The sequence below is a fragment of the Microbulbifer guangxiensis genome (assembly GCF_021729075.1).
In the GTDB taxonomy this organism is placed as follows: Bacteria; Pseudomonadota; Gammaproteobacteria; order Pseudomonadales; family Cellvibrionaceae; genus Microbulbifer; species Microbulbifer guangxiensis.
This window is the reverse complement of sequence record NZ_JAJSAQ010000004.1, coordinates 217,237-234,243: the sequence shown is the minus strand read 5'-3', so window position 1 is coordinate 234,243 and position 17,007 is coordinate 217,237. Positions and strand designations below refer to the sequence as shown.

Annotated in this window: 18 protein-coding genes; 9 read left to right on the top strand and 9 right to left on the bottom strand. The window is 60.6% G+C overall.

Going from position 1 to position 17,007, the window contains the following annotated elements:
• Nucleotides 1-115: 115 nt before the first annotated feature.
• The 8 genes from LVD12_RS10600 to LVD12_RS10565 all read left to right on the top strand — a co-directional run bounded on the left by LVD12_RS10600 (nt 116) and on the right by LVD12_RS10565 (nt 6,250).
• Nucleotides 116-652 (top strand): asparaginase, encoded by a 537-nt coding sequence (locus tag LVD12_RS10600; RefSeq protein ID WP_237067683.1) that lies wholly within the window; start codon nt 116-118, stop codon nt 650-652.
• 149 nt (nt 653-801) lie between these two features.
• Nucleotides 802-2,310 carry an aldehyde dehydrogenase gene (locus LVD12_RS10595; protein WP_237067682.1) on the top strand — a complete coding sequence of 503 codons (1,509 nt, stop codon included), beginning with the start codon at nt 802-804 and terminating at the stop codon, nt 2,308-2,310.
• A gap of 86 nt (nt 2,311-2,396) precedes the next feature.
• Entirely contained in the window at nt 2,397-3,497 is a 1,101-nt protein-coding gene (locus tag LVD12_RS10590; RefSeq protein ID WP_237067681.1) for an energy transducer TonB, read from the top strand.
• A gap of 19 nt (nt 3,498-3,516) precedes the next feature.
• Entirely contained in the window at nt 3,517-3,816 is a 300-nt protein-coding gene (locus tag LVD12_RS10585; protein ID WP_237067680.1) for a putative signal transducing protein, read from the top strand.
• 79 nt (nt 3,817-3,895) lie between these two features.
• Complete coding sequence (locus LVD12_RS10580) at nt 3,896-4,618, top strand: SIMPL domain-containing protein (RefSeq protein WP_237067679.1); 723 nt, start codon at nt 3,896-3,898, stop codon at nt 4,616-4,618.
• A 17-nt stretch (nt 4,619-4,635) separates the two neighbouring features.
• Entirely contained in the window at nt 4,636-4,941 is a 306-nt protein-coding gene (locus LVD12_RS10575; protein ID WP_237067678.1) for a hypothetical protein, read from the top strand.
• 125 nt (nt 4,942-5,066) lie between these two features.
• Nucleotides 5,067-5,453 carry a SpoIIAA family protein gene (locus tag LVD12_RS10570; protein ID WP_237067677.1) on the top strand — a complete coding sequence of 129 codons (387 nt, stop codon included), beginning with the start codon at nt 5,067-5,069 and terminating at the stop codon, nt 5,451-5,453.
• A gap of 44 nt (nt 5,454-5,497) precedes the next feature.
• Nucleotides 5,498-6,250 carry a TerC family protein gene (locus LVD12_RS10565; RefSeq protein ID WP_237067676.1) on the top strand — a complete coding sequence of 251 codons (753 nt, stop codon included), beginning with the start codon at nt 5,498-5,500 and terminating at the stop codon, nt 6,248-6,250.
• 74 nt (nt 6,251-6,324) lie between these two features.
• Here LVD12_RS10565 and LVD12_RS10560 read toward each other — a convergent pair whose 3' ends face one another.
• The 9 genes from LVD12_RS10560 to LVD12_RS10520 form a co-directional block, all read right to left on the bottom strand.
• Nucleotides 6,325-8,868 carry a choice-of-anchor D domain-containing protein gene (locus tag LVD12_RS10560; RefSeq protein ID WP_237067675.1) on the bottom strand — a complete coding sequence of 848 codons (2,544 nt, stop codon included), beginning with the start codon at nt 8,866-8,868 and terminating at the stop codon, nt 6,325-6,327.
• A gap of 235 nt (nt 8,869-9,103) precedes the next feature.
• Nucleotides 9,104-9,310 carry a YgaP family membrane protein gene (locus LVD12_RS10555; RefSeq protein WP_237067674.1) on the bottom strand — a complete coding sequence of 69 codons (207 nt, stop codon included), beginning with the start codon at nt 9,308-9,310 and terminating at the stop codon, nt 9,104-9,106.
• Nucleotides 9,311-9,401: 91 nt separating this feature from the next.
• Nucleotides 9,402-10,232 (bottom strand): ATP-grasp domain-containing protein, encoded by an 831-nt coding sequence (locus LVD12_RS10550; protein ID WP_237067673.1) that lies wholly within the window; start codon nt 10,230-10,232, stop codon nt 9,402-9,404.
• A 331-nt stretch (nt 10,233-10,563) separates the two neighbouring features.
• On the bottom strand, nt 10,564-11,163 hold the full coding sequence (locus LVD12_RS10545) for an esterase/lipase family protein (RefSeq protein WP_237067672.1): 600 nt from the start codon (nt 11,161-11,163) through the stop codon (nt 10,564-10,566).
• On the bottom strand, nt 11,147-12,040 hold the full coding sequence (locus LVD12_RS10540) for an MBL fold metallo-hydrolase (RefSeq protein WP_237067671.1): 894 nt from the start codon (nt 12,038-12,040) through the stop codon (nt 11,147-11,149). The genes LVD12_RS10545 and LVD12_RS10540 overlap by 17 nt, the downstream gene beginning before the upstream one ends.
• An 84-nt stretch (nt 12,041-12,124) precedes the next feature.
• The gene (locus LVD12_RS10535) at nt 12,125-12,625 is read right to left on the bottom strand and encodes a GNAT family N-acetyltransferase (protein WP_237067670.1); all 501 of its coding nucleotides are present in this window, start codon (nt 12,623-12,625) and stop codon (nt 12,125-12,127) included.
• A gap of 19 nt (nt 12,626-12,644) precedes the next feature.
• Nucleotides 12,645-13,559: an alpha/beta hydrolase gene (locus tag LVD12_RS10530; RefSeq protein ID WP_237067669.1), complete on the bottom strand. Its 915-nt coding sequence runs from the start codon at nt 13,557-13,559 to the stop codon at nt 12,645-12,647.
• A gap of 57 nt (nt 13,560-13,616) precedes the next feature.
• The gene (locus LVD12_RS10525) at nt 13,617-14,345 is read right to left on the bottom strand and encodes a PhnE/PtxC family ABC transporter permease (RefSeq protein ID WP_237067668.1); all 729 of its coding nucleotides are present in this window, start codon (nt 14,343-14,345) and stop codon (nt 13,617-13,619) included.
• Nucleotides 14,346-14,404: 59 nt separating this feature from the next.
• Nucleotides 14,405-15,322 (bottom strand): LysR family transcriptional regulator, encoded by a 918-nt coding sequence (locus tag LVD12_RS10520; RefSeq protein WP_237067667.1) that lies wholly within the window; start codon nt 15,320-15,322, stop codon nt 14,405-14,407.
• A 171-nt stretch (nt 15,323-15,493) separates the two neighbouring features.
• On the opposite strand from LVD12_RS10520, the gene LVD12_RS10515 reads away from it, so the two are divergent.
• On the top strand, nt 15,494-16,939 hold the full coding sequence (locus tag LVD12_RS10515; RefSeq protein ID WP_237067666.1) for an NAD-dependent succinate-semialdehyde dehydrogenase: 1,446 nt from the start codon (nt 15,494-15,496) through the stop codon (nt 16,937-16,939).
• Nucleotides 16,940-17,007: the final 68 nt, after the last annotated feature.

Sequence of the window (17,007 nt, the reverse complement as noted above, 5' to 3'; positions counted from 1 at the left end):
ATTGTTAGCAGGCGGTGGTCGCCTTATGATGCCGCCGCCCGGGGCACCCCCGGCTCCAATGACAGAGGCAGCGCCCACAAGGCGCGGTAACAGGAAGCGAGAGAGTAGCGGCGCGATGACTGATCCCAACCCCAAACAGACCATCCGTATCCTCACCACCGGCGGCACCATCGAGAAGAGCTACTGCGAGGAGGACGGCACCCTGCGCAATCGCGCCTCCATTATTCGCGACGGCCTGATCGCCAGCCTGCGCCTGCCCTACACCCATCTGGAGCTGGACAGTGTCCTGAACAAGGATTCTCTGGAGATGGACGATGGAGATCGCCAGCAGATCGCCGATGCCGTCTCCCGCACGGCTGACAAGGGCGACCCGATCGTGATCCTGCACGGCACGGACACCATGTCCAATAGTGCCGACTACTGTTTCGAGAAACTCGGTACGCCGCCGGTGGCGGTGGTCTTTACCGGGGCCATGAAGCCCATGGGCTTTATCGATTCCGACGCCCGCCAGAATGTCACCGAGGCTCTGCTGGCCGCACGCCTGCTGCCGCCGGGCTTCTATATCGCGTTTCACAACCGGGTGTTCCCGATCCCGGGCGCGCGCAAGAACCGTGAGACCGGTACCTTCGAGGCCATTCCTGCCAAGGCATAGTGACGCTGCAGTCGCACCCTTATCCGCTGGGGGCCCCTGTCGGCTTCGCACCGGCGGGCCAGGCGCGTTACAATGCCGCGGTCTTTGATTTGTGATCACATTTTCGGTATAAACCGAATGATCCTTCAATTTTTAACGTGAGGTGCGCCATGTCGGAACAAAATAAGACCCCCCAGACCCTGCAGGAATGGCAGGCGATGGCCGAAACCCTCCAGATCGAAGGCCGCGCCTTCATCAACGGCGAGTACGTCGACGCCCTCTCCGGAGAGACCCGCGCCACCCGCAACCCCGCCGATGGTCGCGAACTGGCTCAGGTGGCGAGCTGTGGCCCCGAGGATGCGGACCTTGCCGTCAAGATCGCCCGCAAGACCTTCGAGTCCGGTGTCTGGTCCCATATGCCGCCGATGGAGCGCAAGAAGATCCTGGTGCGCTTTGCCGAGCTGATCGAGCAGAACAAGAACGAAATTGCGTTGCTGGAGAGCCTGGACGCGGGCAAGCCCATCAGCGACACCATGAACGTGGACGTGCCCGGTGCGGTGACCACCATCCGCTGGAGCGGTGAGGCCATCGACAAGGTCTACGACGAAGTGGCCCCCACCGGCCCGAACGAGCTGGCCCTGATCCAGCGCATGCCCCTGGGGGTGGTGGCGGCCATCGTGCCGTGGAACTTCCCCCTGTCCACCACTGCCTGGAAACTGGGTCCTGCGCTGGCCACCGGCAACAGCGTGATCCTGAAGCCCGCCTCCAATACGCCGCTGACCGCGATCAAGCTGGCCGGGCTGGCGAAAGAGGCCGGCCTGCCGGATGGCGTGCTGAACGTACTGCCGGGACCGGGCAGCAGCCTGGGCAAGGCTCTGGGCCTGCACATGGATATCGACTGCCTGACCTTCACCGGCTCCACCGAAGTGGGCAAGACTCTGACCGAGTACTCCGGCCAGTCCAACCTCAAGCGCACTTTCCTCGAGCTGGGTGGCAAGAGCCCCAATATCGTCTTCGCCGACGCAGACCTGGACAAGGCTGCCGAGGCTGCGGCGCTGGCCGTGTTCTACAACCAGGGCGAAACCTGCACGGCCGGTACCCGCCTGCTGGTGGAAAAATCCATTGCCGGCGAGTTCATCGAGAAAGTGAAGAAAGCCTCTGCGCGCTTCAAGCCGGGTCACCCGCAGGACCCGAACACCGTCATGGGCGCTTTGATCGACAAAAATCAGTTCGACACTGTCGAGCACTATGTGGCCAAGGGTAAAGAGGAAGGCGCACAGCTGGTCTGCGGCGGCGCGGCTTCCAGCGCAGTCGATGGCGGCCACTATTATGAGCCGACCGTATTCAGCGGCGTGAGCAACGATATGACCATCGCCAGGGAAGAAATCTTCGGCCCGGTGCTGGCGGTCATCGAGTTCGAGACCGACGAAGAGGCGCTGCATATCGCCAACGACTCCATCTACGGCCTCGCTGCCGGTGTCTGGACCAAGGATATTGGCCGTGCTCACCGCATGGCCCGTGATATCCGCGCCGGTTCCGTATGGGTGAATAACTACTTCGGCGGCGACATCACCGTGCCGTTCGGCGGCTTCAAGCAGTCCGGCAACGGCCGCGACAAGTCCCTGCACGCGCTGGACAAGTACTGTGAGCTGAAGTCCACCTGGATCGATATCAGCTGATCTGCTGCTTTTCAGACAATCTATTTCTTTATATCTTGGGGGTCGCTTTATGCGGCCCTTTTTTATGCGTGATAAGGAAAATAATAATGCGGTTACATCATTTCTGCCTGGGAGCCCTGCTGGCCATCGCTGGGCCCTGGCCCTTGAGTCATGCCGACGACCTCGGTGACTTGTTCTCGGACTACAAGCGGGCTCTGCAGACCGGTGACGCAGAAGAGGTGGCTGGAGCTGCTGCCTTGGTTTACGAGTATGCGGCCGCGAACCTGCCCGAGAGCAGCAAAAGTCGCATTGCGGCCACTATCAACTATGGCAAGGCTCTGTCCCAGCGAGGCCAGTTTGAACAGGCAGAGAAGCTCCTGTCTTCATCAGTCGATATGTTGGAGAAAATCCACGGCGAAGGTGGGATAGAGCTGGTCGACCCGCTGCTGGAGCAAGTGAAGAACCGCCTTCGTCAGAAGAGAAAGACAAAGGATCGCGGTATTGTTTACCGCAGGCTCGCGCACAGGGCCCTGAAAATCACCCGTGATACCAGGGGGGAAGGCAGCCTCCTGTATGGGGTGGTTAACCTGGAGCTTGGCAGAGCGGCGCTTGATCAAATAGGGGATCTCTATGCGAAAAAATATCTCAAAACCGCACATAGACTGTTTGCGCGCCTACCAGAGGCAGAGGGCTATTATCGTTCCATGAGCGATTTTTACCTGGGCAAATATCACCTCTCTGCCAACCAGTACGGTTCTGCACTGCCCTATCTGGAAAGTGCGCTGGTACAGGTCGACAGGGGGGAGCAGCCAGACGGTCAGCTCGAGCTCACCACCCGCGCTTTTCTCGTTGAGGCCTACGAGGAGGTGGGAGCGCAGGAAAAGTCGATCGAACAGTGCCGGGCCATTGGCAAGGCACGCCCGTTCGGCCCGGACCAGGATCCCCAACCCTTGTTCCGACGAACCCCTGTTTACCCCCAGCAAGCGTTGCGTGCAGGTCAGCAGGGCTATGCTGTTGTGCGCTTCACTATCTCGGATACCGGCATGCCGACAGACATCGAGACTGTAGAGTGGCAGGGCTCAGAGCATTTTGGACGGGCGGCCGAAGCCTATATCGAGAAACTGCGTTATGCGCCGGCGTTTGAAAATGGCAAGCCGGTCGATACCCTCGGGCACCAGACCAAGGTGTCCTTTAACATCGCCCGTTGAGAGCCATGGAATGGGCGCAGTGCTGATATTTACTCACGAAAACCGCCTCCTCGTTGAGCTGGCCAGAAGCAAGCTGGAAGTAGCCGGCATTGCGGTGTTCCTGAAGAACGAGTATGCCCAGGGGGCCACCGGTGAGCTGGCTCCCCATCAGGCCTGGCCTGAGTTGTGGTTGGAGCGGGACCGGGATTACGAACGGGCCATGCAGTTGCTGCGGGATGCCGAGGGGCAGGCCGACTGGATCTGCCGTCACTGTGGAGAGAGCAACGGAGCGGCTTTCGACTACTGCTGGCAGTGTGATTCGTCGCGGCCGCCCGGTTAGCTAGTGGTTGCCGGTGGGATTGTTCAGAAACGGTTAATCGTATACCCGTATAGTGGCTGTCATGCTCAGGAGAATCCCAATGAACGATACGAGACACGCACTTCCAGCCCTGCTGTTAGGCAGCGGAATGCTACTGGGGCTGGCGCTGCTGGGCTGGTTTGCCACCGAGGCGGTGGAGCGGTTCAAGGGCTATGAGCGCACAGTGACAGTCAAAGGGCTGGCAGAGCGGGAAGTGCCGGCCGACATCGTGATCTGGCCGATCCAGTTCACCGCGGCCAGCAACGACCTGCAGGCGCTCTACCGCCAGATCGCCGGCAGCAGCGAGCGGATCGAAGGCTTTCTCGGCGAGCAGGGCATTGCCGCCAATGAGATCTCGGTCTCCCTGCCAGCAGTGACAGACCGTCTCGCCCAGCAATATGGTGGAGGTGCGCGGCCGGAGTATCGCTACACTGCGCTGCAGACCGTTACCGTGTATTCCCGGCAGGTGGAGAAGGTCCGCGCTGTGATGGACAAGCTGGCGCAGCTGGGGCGGGAGGGCATCGCATTTTCCCAGAATAATTACCAGGGCCAGATCGAATACATCTTTACCGGCCTGAATGACATCAAGCCGGGCATGGTCGAGCAGGCCACCAATGAGGCGCGACAGGTCGCACAGAAATTTGCCGAGGATTCCGATAGTGTGCTCGGCAAGATCAAACGCGCTTCCCAGGGGCAGTTCAGCATCGGCGACCGCGACAAGAACAACCCGCATATCAAGAAAGTCCGTGTGGTTTCGACAATCGAATATTACCTTTCCGACTAAAACAACGAGGAACAATCATGATCAAATCCGTGATCGCAGGGCTTCTCAGCATTGCCCTGGCTGCCGGCGCCAGCACCGCACTGGCAAAACCGGGCAACGACCTGCCACCAGGTCTGCAAAAGAAGGTGGAGAATGGTGGTGAGCTGCCGCCGGGCTGGAAGAAGAAGCTGCGCAAGGGGCATGTCCTCGAGCACGATATCTACCGCCATGGGGTGATCATCCAGCCAGTCGATCGTCACGGCCTGGTTACTATCCGTATTGAAGGTGAGGTTGTGCGCCTCGTCCATCATACCCGTGAGATTGTTGATATCCTCAGTCACTGACCCGTTCGACGGCGCCCGCATCGTTTGCGGGCGCTCACTTCATCCCACATGCCTGATTCCGACTTCCCGCGCCGCACCCGCCTCTTATACTCCTGCAGTCCCCTTCAACTGCCACGGAGAGAATGATGAACGTCAAAAGACACGGACTGGCCATCGGCCTCGAGCGCACCGGTCAAAAATTTTTTCTGAGTCTGCGGGTCAACGGAAAACTGACCCATGAGGATTACCAGTCCCTGGTGCCGATGCTGGAGTCGGCCATGGAGGGGATCGAGGATCCGGAAATCGATGTCTTCCTCGATGCCCGAGAGCTGGAGGGATGGGAGGCAAGGGCCGCCTGGGACGACCTGAAACTGGGCGTCAAACACGGCCGTGAATTCCGCCGCGTTGCCATCCTCGGCAATAGCCGCTGGCAGGAGCTGGCAGCCAAGATGGGCTCCTGGTTTATTGGCGGCGAGGCACGATATTTTGAAGACGAAGCGGAAGCCATGGCCTGGCTGGAATCGTCGCCGTAGAATAGCCCGCTTGATAAGAAGCAAGCGGCAAAAGGAACTCCCGAATGTTTGAGTGGATAGCAAGCCCCGAGGCCTGGGTGGCGCTGGCGACGCTGGCGGCACTGGAAATCGTTCTCGGGATCGACAACATTATTTTTATTTCCATTCTTGTCGGCCGCCTGCCACCGAAGCAACGGGAATCCGCACGAGTGATCGGCCTGGCTCTGGCCATGATCGCGCGCCTCGCTCTGCTGTTTTCCATCGTCTGGATTATGGGATTGGTGGAACCCTGGTTCAGCCTGTTCGGCCACGAAATATCAGGCCGCGACGTGATTCTGGTTGGCGGTGGTCTCTTTCTGCTGTTCAAGGCGACCCACGAGATTCACCACAGCCTGGAAGGTGTCGACGGTGACGAGGGTGCTGTCAAGGTGACCAGCTTCGGAATGGTGCTGGTGCAGATCGCCATTCTGGATATCGTCTTCTCTCTTGACTCGGTCATTACGGCGGTGGGGCTGGTGGACCAGATCTCCATCATGGCTATTGCCATTATCCTGGCGGTGATCGTCATGCTGGTAGCGGCCAGGCCGATCGGCAATTTTGTCGAGCGACATCCGACGGTGAAGATGCTCGCGCTGTCCTTCCTGATTCTCGTCGGCTTCACCCTGATCCTGGAAGGTTTTGAAGTACATGTGCCCAAAGGCTACATCTACTTCGCGATGGCTTTCTCCATGGCGGTGGAGATGCTCAATATCCGTTTGCGGAAAAAGCAGGCCAAGCCGGTGGAGCTGCACAAGCCCTTCCACGAGGAAAAAGCTTGAGCCGTTATTTTGATGGCATCTGGAAATGAAAAGGGGCGATCGAAAGATCGCCCCTTTTTCCTGGGTTACGGTTTTTACTGGCAGAGACTGCGAATACTGTGGGCCTCAACTGCCGCGTCCATCCATGTGTAGGCATCGTCGTCGGCAAAGTAGTAATAGAGAGTGTCGTTTGGTAGTACGAGCACGCTGATGCCACCGTAGCCGGACATGAACGGAAGCCATAGTTCGCCGCTGCAGCCGGGTAGGTTGGCACTGATCTCATGGGCCCAGAAGCCGTTCTTGTACTTGTAATCATTCAGGGGATCATTCCCCCGGTCACTGGCATTGCGCTGAAGGGCGGCATCCAGCTCAGCCTGGTCCAGCACGGCCTGGCTGCCACTGTGATAGAGGTCGCCGATCTTGGCAATGTCATCGCGCAGCCACATCAGGCCCCAGCCGGCGAATGGTTGCTGTACCGAGTCGTAGGTGCGACGGGTGAAGCGCGCCGTGGGGCTGATGCCCAGAGGGGCGAGCACCTCATCGATGACGATATCGGTGAAGATATCCGTACTGCTGCCCTCAATCCCCCTTACATACTGATTCATAGCGCGACCGAGGATGTAGGTATCGGAGGTGTGATACACCCACGTAGTGCCCGGTGTTGCCTTGCGCGGGTATTCGGTGCAGCTGTAGCTGATCTTTGAGGCGTGATCCTCTGGCAGGAACAGGTCGTTGGTGTGGCTGGCCCCTTCGTCACTCATGTAACTCGTGAGCTTGTAATTGCCGGTGGACATGTCGAGTGCATTCTCAAATGTGACATCATCCCAGTTGCCATTGCTGGCACAATCCGGCACGTAATTGCCAATGATCTGGTTGAAGGTACCGGGATATTTCTTCTCCAGACGCATCAGCGCACTGCCGGCAAACACAGACTTGGCGCTGGAGTATGACGGCACCGGCATCGACTCGCAGTAGGGGTAATCCCCCTGTCGTGATACACAGCCGGCAGTGTAGTGGGTGCCATCGATGACAAAGCCAACAAGAGACATATTGTCCGGGTCCTTGCCTGAGGGCAGAGCAAACTTGCCGGGGTCAGTGCCCGGATAATCCTGGGCCAGGGCGCTCATTGGTTTGACTGGCATGCGGCCGTTCACTTCGGCCTGGTACTCGGCGATGAGGCTCGCAGAGTTGTTCACGCTGTGCGGCGTATAGGTCGCATCCAGCTGGCCCCACATGTCTACCTGGAAGTAGAGGCATGTCTCGCCGGCAATCTGATAGGCCACATCGGAAACAGAGCCGTCGTCCTTGAACAGGAAGGTCATCACGCCGTTGTGTATGCAGTTGGCATTTTTCTGCTGCAGTGCAAAAGGCAGGGCGACGCGGCTGTAGCCGTTATCCCCGTTTTCATCCCAGACGCGCCCGGGGGTCAGGATATATTCCCACTCGGGGTGGCTGCTGGGGATGGATCCCCGTTGAATCGGGAAGATATGGCTGCCGGTCTGTACCAGTTCGAAATCAAATTCTGGCAGATGCTTGCGGGTGCTGTCCTGATTGCTGGTGTAGCGGAATGTGTCTTTCTGTTCATCAAAGGCACCACCGGTTGCCTCACCAAATAATTCGAGGCTGCCTTCAAACTGGTTGCTCGGCATGGCCGCATCTTCGGGCAGGGCGTAGTGGCTGTAATTGACCAGCTGGCCCGGATCACTGCCATTGATCAGCGTATTGAATGTGAGCGCACTGCGACTGACCGCGCCACTGCCACTCAGTGGATCGAAATTGGTGACAGTGCCGCCGCCACCGCCACCGCCACCGCCACCGCTAGTGCTGGCGCTGCCGGACAGGGCGATGGTCACGTTGCTCTCATCAGGATCGTTGGAAGACACGCTGACGCTGCTGTTGTAGCTCCCTTCCGCGGAGGGTGAGAAATCTATGGTCAGCTGGCAGTTGCTGGCGGGGGCAACGGTGCCGCAGTTGTTGCTGGCAATACTGAAAGGTGCAGAGGGATTGCTGGTGCCGCTGATCACGAGGTCGGCGGTGCCGGTGTTCGCGATGGTCGCGCTCAGGGAGTTGCTACTTCCGGGAGCGATGTCACCGAAGTTCAGGCTGGTGGGTGCATCGATATCCGGGTCGGTGGCTGCGCCGCTGGTGCCATTGACCGCGACTGACTGGCCATAGCAGTAGTCGCCGGTGGTGGCGCCGTTACCGCGAAAGCGCACCTGTACCTGGGTGTTGTTATCCACGCCGGCCGGAGAGGCGCTGCCGGTGAAAATCGTGCCATTGTCATCACCGTTGGCCACTGTGACCACGGTGGTCCAAGAGCTGCCACCATCCGTGGATACTTCAGCGTAACAGAACTCGCCATTTTCCAGTGATGACGCCGACAGTGCAAAATCTACCGAGACGGCAGAAAAACCGGCGGTGGATAGACCACGTGTTGCGGTCGAGGTGGCCCGCAAGCGGATTGACTCACTGTTATAGGCATCCACATTGCCGGTAGTGGACCAGTCGCTGATGTCGCTGTCGCTGAAGTTGTCAGAAAAAATCGTGGCACTGTGGCCCGACATTGCGAACAGCAGGCCGCCCGCAAGCGCCAGTGCCGATGGCACCAGTCGGCGGGTATTCTGTGAGGGGTAATGCATGGTCGTGTTCCCGTAATCGTGTTGTTGACATGGCACGACTGCAATCGCCACTACCATTCGGGCTGATAAAGACCAGCAGAAAAGTGAGCGGCGGTTCGGTGCACAGGGCCATAACAAGATGCGGTGCCGCGGGCGGATGCGTTAGCACCAGAATTGCCGCAGCGATTGGGCCAGAGGGATCGTCAGGAGGAAGCTGGTGACAGGGGCCGGCCAGGGACCGGCCCGGGACTTGGGCTCAGCGCCCGCAGGTGTTGAGTCCGAGGGGGAAATACAGCGGGCAGGTGCCGACGAGGCTGGTCAGGGTGAATATGGCAGCCAGTGCACCGAGTGCCAGAGCAGTGAGGCCACTGGCGGCACCGGTCACTACCAGTGTCGCAATGACGGCGACGGCGGCCAGGCGCAGGCCGCGATCGAGTGCGCCCATGTTTTTCTGGATCTTCATTCTTGACTCCTGTTGCAGGTCGGGGCGATTGGGCCTCAACCGGGTACATACACGTTATACCGCGGTTGCACTGTGGCCCGCTTGACCTGGATCACGCAACCCGGCGCAGCTGTCGGCGGGGGGCGGCCGGGCGTCCGGGATAGTTCGGTCCGGTCGGTGTCGATTCCCGCTGCAGGTAGTCGATAATGGCCCGGTTCAGCGCGGCGGCACCTCCCTCGATGCCCTGGTTGCCGAACAGGCGGTTGAATTCCAGTACGTAAGGGTGCTCCCCGACCATGGCAATATCGAAGCCGGCATGGTTGATATCCAGTGTCCGGGCCAGGTGGAGCGCGAGATCGATCGCCGCCTGCGGCACCGGGCCGCGATCCACGAGTCCGCCCTTGGAGACGTTGTTGTAAAAACCACTCGAGCCCTGCAGCCGCCAGTAGGCACTCAGTACCTGGTCGCCGATGACCACAATACGGATATCCCGATCGATGGGCAGCAGTTCCTGCACATACAGCACGTCCGTGCGATCCAGGTAGGCTCGCCAGTCGTCGCGGGTCTCGATCAGCCAGACCCCATTGCCCTGGGATGCCTTGGGCAGCTTGGCCACGAACGGAAGGTCCATCTCCTGCCACAGGGCGTCGGCGTTATCCGGAGTGTTGGCGAGGATGCGGGTGTAGGGGGTGTGCAGTGGGCACACCAGCTCGAAAGCGCGGGTCATCTCGATCTTGTTGTGACCCAGGCGGTAACTGGCTTCGCTCGGGAACACCCGGGCACCGAGCCCGTAGACCAGGGCATTGAGTTGCCAGTATTCCGGGAACAGCACCCAGTCCGCCGCACTGATGTCGGCCCGGTACTTGAAGACCTCTTCCGGTTTCAGCTGCAGGGTGTCCGCGAACCCGAGGGTTCGGAAAACGTTAAAAGATACCCAGGACATCATATCTTCTGATCAAAAAAAGCGCTTCAAGGAGTCGGTGGAGAGGATCTGGCAGCCACGGCCGGCCCGGAAAGGCGCGATTTTTAATGCAGGTGAAATAAAGCGTCAAGCAACTTGTGCAGTCGATCAGTGCACGAAATCGGGGCCAACTTGCGTGCAGTACTGCAAACCGTAGAGTTGAAAATATTTGCCTTGAAAGGACTGCCAACAGGGGCTTTGCCTGGGGTGGTTGCGGTCCGTCCGGCTCTCAGGGAAATCGGTTCCCATCGCCCCCTTTAGGGACCGGTTTATCACCCACCGGCCATGGGAAAAACCTCTGGACTGAGCGGATTCAGTCGGACATTGCCTGTCGTAATTCATTGGTCACGATGGAAATCACGCGCGCATCCAGAGGCACCCAGCGATGCAGCTTGACCGGTACTTCGTGGCTGCTGCCCAGCGGCAAAATGGCACTGCTGTGAGGCAGGATGGTGGCGTCAAAGGGCGTCCAGATGGAGACGGGGGCGGTGGAGGCCAGGCACTCCAGTTCCGTGTTCATCTGCTCCAGCAGTGGGCTGCCGATCTTGAGTTGGCGGCCGCCGGGGTAGGGCAGCAGGTTGGCCCACAGGCTGCCCCGGTGGGGACTGGCCATGGAGATATACTTGTGCACTCGCGGTAGCCCACTACGGGCCTGCATGAAATGCCGGGAGACAATACCGCCCATGCTGAACCCCACCAGCGCAAAGGAGTGTCCGGGCGGCACCAGCTCTTCAACGCGCTGTTCGAGCTGTCGGGACAGGTACTTGAGCCCGTACCAGGCGGAGTTGTAGTGCAGGTGAATGTAGTGGGCCGCGAACCCCTCGTCGGCGAGTGCCGCCTGCATCCGGTGCATCGACCGGCCCCGGTCGAAGATGCCCGGTACCAGCAGTACCACATTACTCTTCTGTGTCATCACCCTGGCCATCCTCGCGCATGCGCAGGTAGGACATGTCTTCGAGTGTCCGGTGGACGCCGGCGATATTCAGTGGCAGCCACTCGTCATAGCGATCCAGATTCCGGTAGGCCGGCAAGCGGATTTCCGCCTGCAGAACCGGCAGGGGCTTGCCCTGCAGCATGCCCTCGAGTACCGCCCCGTAGAGCGCCTCCAGGTACCCGAGGTAGCGGGCAACGTCATCCCGCGAACCGGTCCTGCCATGGCCACCCACAAAGAGTGCGAAAGGCTCCATGGCCAGCACTTCCCGCGTGGAACGGATCATTCCGTGGATATCGTAGCCGGGGAGATCCCGGTATGGCAGCCGCCCGAGGACGATCCAGTCCACCACAAACAGCACATTGGCGGGCATGAAGCGCATGCTGACGGCGCCGCGACCGTTGTTGGGGCCGTGGTAGCGGAGCTCAACGCGGCTGTCGCCGAGCGTCACGACCATGGAGTCCGGAAATGTCAGGTCCGGCAGCGCCGTCGGCACCCGGGTCCATTCCAGATCCTCGGCGGCATACTGGTGGGCGATCACCGTCGTGTCTTCCCCGGCCAGCACCTCACCACCGAGCACGTGATCCACGTGATTGTGGCTATAGGCGAGATAACGGATCGGCGCATCGAAGCGCCTTGCCAGTTCCCCGCGCAGCCAGCGCGCCGCTTCCCGGTTGATGGGATCGGTCACGAACAGACCGTCGGTGGCGGCCATCAACACCGCGTGGTACTTGCCCGCCGTAAAGCGGTAGACATTACCGCGGAGCTGCTCGAGTCGGTACGCTGGCTCCTGCGCCGGGGGCGCAGCAATTAATGGCAGGGGGATGCAGAGGAGAAGAAGCGCCAGAAGGGGTCTCATCGGGATGTCGGGTCGGGTGGGCTGACGGCTTCAGCTTAGCCGAAACCCTCCCGGCACGGCGGTACTGCCGTTGCCCGGCACTGCCTACTCCTTCTCGGTGTGGTAGAGCTGCAGGCCCCGTGCCTGATAGTTACCGAGCGCCCCTGGATGGTCGAGCGTGCAGGTGTGCACCCATACCCGGCGGGTGTCACCCCATGCCCAGGCAGATTCGAGGGCATGGGTCAGCAGGTAGCCGCCGAAGCCCCGGCCTACAAAGCGCGGGGCAAGGCCGAAATAGGCGATTTGCACATTGCCGTCTGGTTGTTGCTCCAGTTCGTAATAGCCCGCGATCGAGCCGCGGTGATAGGCCACCCAGGTGCGCAGGCTGTCCCGCTCTGCATATTCCCGCCAGGCCTCGTCGGACAGTGCCAGTTTATCCACCCACTGCCATGGCTCCCCCACCAGCTGGTACAGGTAGCGATTGAAACGGTATTCCCGCAGTTCCGCTTCCACCACCTCCAGGGTTGGAGGCTTTGGTTTGCTGCGCAATTGCGCGGGATCCTTCATTTCCAGATAGTAGGTAGTCACTGGTGCCTGTTTGTCCATCGTAAAGTTCCCGGAAGGTTTATCGCTTCGCTCCTGATGACTGGTCCCGCCCCATCAGAAACAGGAGGGGCTCGGCCAGCCGGGCCTGCCAGGAGTTTTCGTCGTGGGCATGGCCCTCGAATACCCGCGTCTGCCAGGCAGGACTCTCGTAACCGGCCGCGCGCATGATGGCATCAACTTTCTCCTGCAGCGGCGGATAGACCGCATCCAGAGTCTCGGTGCCATGGTCGAAATAAATCCGGTGCTGGCCCGGCTGCGGCAGGTTCCGCTCGACATACGCGCGAATGGCAGCGGCCACTGGCAGGTCATCCTCCGGCTTGATGCCGGGCCAGTGGGTGGAGATCGCAGCAGCGGCCGAAAAGATCTGCGGGTATTCCAGCAGCGCGTAGAGAGAAATCAGGCCGCCCATACTCGAGCCGGCGATGAAGGTATGTTCCGGGTCGGGGGCGACTTCAAAGTGGCTATCGATGTAAGGCTTCAGCTGGCCAAGGAGGAATTGCAGGTAGCGGTCCGCCCGCAGTTCTGCCTGGTTGAACGGATGCGCCCTGCCCCGCTCGGTGGCTGGCAGCAGGGCGCGCGCTTTCTGTGGGAAGTAATCGCCATGACGGGTCTCACTTACATTTTCGATCGCGACCACGATAAACGGCACCGTCTGCCCGGATGCCTGCAGCTCAGAGGCAGCCTCGTCCACGCCCCACTCCTGTTTGTTCCAGGTAGTGTTGGCGTCGAACAGCATCTGGCCGTCGTGCATGTACAGCACCGCATAAGGCGCCTTTCCCGGGTAGCCGTCCGGAAGCCACACATGCACCGGGCGGGGTGCGATGCCGTCAAACTCGAACGGGGGCAAGGTCTGTAGCTTCCCGGCGGAGACCTCCATCGCCATGACAGTTTGAGCCTGTATCAGGAAGATAACGAAGAGAAACAGCTTCTGCATGTTGTGTTGCCTGTAGAGCCTGCAGTGGATAAAGGGAATTGCGGAATTGAATGGCGCTTATTGTACGGGAATAAAACGCAGTCGCAGTCGTCGGGCGATGGAATCCGCCGCCAGGGTCAGGCTGGCACTCACGGCGATCAGGATCAGGGCCACATCGAAGCGCAGGAATTCAAACGCGGAGTCGATATAGAAACCGAGCGTGGGAATGCCCAGTACGCCCAGCATCGCGGTCTCGCGGATGATGATTTCCCAGCGGTAGAAGCAGTAGGCGAGGAAGCGCTGGTACAGCGTCGGCACATAGAAATAGGCAAAGCGGCTGAGCGGGCCGGAATCCATGACTGCCGGTGCCAACTCATCGCTGTGCTTGCCCAGCAGGTGGCCGATGATGGCGCCATTGTGCAACGTCATGGCGATGATCGCCGGTAACATTGACGGCCCGAGAATGATCAGGAAGATGAAATTGAGCAGGTATTCGGGCAGGGATCGCAACAGCAGCAGGAAGCCATCCCCCAGTCGCCGTCGCCAGCCGCTGACAAAATGCGAGGAATTCATGGTGGACCCGAGCAGGGCAAAGAGGCCGGTCAACACCAGCACCACCTGGGCGAGCAGGAGGGTATTCCAGACCCCCGTACCGGCCTGTTCCCCGAGCCACATTAGCCAGCGCTGGGTTTTTTCCAGAGCCCAGTCCTCCCGCAGTGGCGCCGGTATGCAGTCCAATAGAAAAAGCCGGATACTGTCACCATCCCACTGGCCGGAGACTGGCCGTAGCAGGAACGACAGCGGCACCAGCAGCCAGAGCAGTTTTGCCCGAAACCAGAAGCGCAGCGAATAGACTAGGCCCGGGTTCAGGGAGTGATTACCAGGGCCTTCAGGAACAGCTGCACCGCCGGGTGCTCCGCCGCGCTGCGCTTGAAGGTGGCGGCGTTCTGGATCTGGTAGTGGAAGCGATTCGGGCAAAGGACCACCAGTTGGCCCGTGTCCACGTATCGCTGGGCCAGGTACTCCGGCAGGAAGCCCACAAACTTGCCCGACAGCAACATCGCCAGGCGTGCGGCCATATGGTTGGCGGTGGATTTGTATGGAAACAGCCGGTACAGGTGCGCAGCGCCGGACAGGACCGCGTGGCTGGGGGCCGCCAGCTCCTGTTCGGTGAGTAACTCCTCACTCACTTCTGCCTCATTGGCCAGCAGATGCTGGCTGCCGCAGTAGAGGCGCGACTGGTGCAGGAACAGCGGCTTGTACTCGAGTCCCGGTCGGTGCGAGTGCAGCGGGTTGATGCCCACATCGGCGCGGCCGGCGAGGATCTCCAGCTCCAGTTCCTGCGGTGCCGCCAGCTGCACATCCAGCTGCAGTTGCGGGGCGCGCTCGCGCAAGCGGGCGATGGTGGCTGGCAGGTCCAGCTGCGGCATCTCCAGCACATCGTCGGGCAGCACGATGCGCAGGCTGCCGGTGAGCTGGGACTGTATGGCGTTGACCTGGCTCTTGAAGGCGGCCAGGTGACCGTCCAGATCATTGATCGCCTGGTAGAGGGCCTCCCCCTCCGGGGTCAGCTTGAAATCCGAGCGCCCGCGGGAGCGCAGGCATAGCTGCATGCCAAGGCGAGCTTCCAGGTCCGACAGGTGCAGACTGATGGTGGAGCGGCTGATGTTGAGCGCTACCTCTGCCGGTGCCAGACCGCCTGCCCGCACTACCTCGCGGAAGACCCGCAACAGGCGCAGGTCCATATCGCTCATTCGCCCACCGAGGGCGCTCTTCCCACTCATTTCAGCACTCCAGAGCGGCCTGAGCCGGCCTTTTCCACATGAAAGTCGAGCTTAGAACAAAGTTTGATAATGGTAAATTTTAGTTGGAGAAAAATGACTATTCCCCACTGGTATCCGGCCTCAGAATCTCCGCTATTGAGGTAGAGGTCAATAAATACAGGGAGCCCAAAGATGCAGTTGGCTGATAGAGAGTTGTTGAAAACCCAGAACTATATCAATGGTGATTGGCGTGACAGTGGCACCCGAATCGCCGTGCGGGATCCGGCCAATGGTGAGTTGCTGGCGGAAGTTGCCGATGGTAGCGCCGCCGATGCCCAGGATGCCGTGGTGGCCGCCGCTGCGGCTTTCCCTGCCTGGAAGAGCAAGACCGCCGCCGAGCGCGCAGCGGTGCTGAAACGCTGGCACCAGCTGATCCTGGACCACATCGACGATCTGGCGCGGATCCTGACCCTCGAGCAGGGCAAACCGCTGGCGGAGGCAAAGGGTGAGATCCTGTACGGTGCCTCCTATATCGAGTGGTATGCGGAGGAGTGCCGCCGCGCCTACGGCCAGACCATCCCCACCCACAATCCGGCCATGCGCCTGCAGACCATCCGTCAGCCGGTGGGGGTGGTGACCTGTATCACTCCGTGGAACTTCCCCAATGCCATGATCACCCGCAAGGCCGCGCCTGCACTGGCTGCCGGCTGTACCGTGGTGATCAAGCCCGCGGTGGAGACGCCGCTGTCGGCCCTGGCCCTTTGTGAGCTGGCCACCCGCGCCGGCCTGCCCGCCGGCACCATCAATATGGTGGTGGGATCCGACGCCCCGGCCCTCGGCCAGGTATTGACGCAGCACCCGCAGGTGGCCAAGTTCACCTTTACCGGCTCCACCGCCGTGGGCAAGATCCTGATGGCCCAGTGCGCCAGCGGGGTGAAGAAGATGTCCATGGAGCTGGGCGGCAACGCGCCGTTTATCGTGTTCGACGACGCCGACCTGGATACCGCGGTCGGCGCCTGCGTGGCGACCAAGTTCCGCAACGCCGGCCAGACCTGCGTGTCCACCAATCGCATCTACGTACACGAAGCCGTCCACGATGTATTCGTGGAGAAACTGCGTGCGGCCGTGGCCGAGCTGGAGATCGGCCACGGCTGTGACGAAGGGGTGGCCGTGGGCCCGCTGATTCACCGCCGTGCCGCCGAGCGGGTGGCGGGCCTGGTGCAGGACGCCGTTACCGCCGGTGCAACCGTCGAGCTGGGCGGTGACTTCCTGGCCCAGGGCGAGAACTATTTTGCTCCCACCGTGATTACTGGGGTGACCGATGACATGCGCATTGCCCGCGAGGAAATCTTCGGTCCGCTGGCGCCGGTGCAGAAGTTCACCGACGAGGATGATGTGATCCGCCGCGCCAACGACACCCCTTACGGCCTGGCTGCCTACGTGATGAGCGACAACATTCGCCGCGCCAACCGGGTGGTGGAAGCGCTGGAATACGGTATGGTGGCCTGTAACGCGGGCGTCTTCTCCACCACGGTGGCACCGTTCGGTGGCAGCAAGGAATCCGGCATCGGCCGCGAGGGTGGGGTCGAAGGCATGGCAGAGTTTTACGAAACCAAGTACTGCTGTTTCGGCGCCTGATGACAGCTGCCGCCTCCCCGGGGGCGGCACAAGGCCTCTTTGGCAGTGGTGGACAATGGACAGGGGAA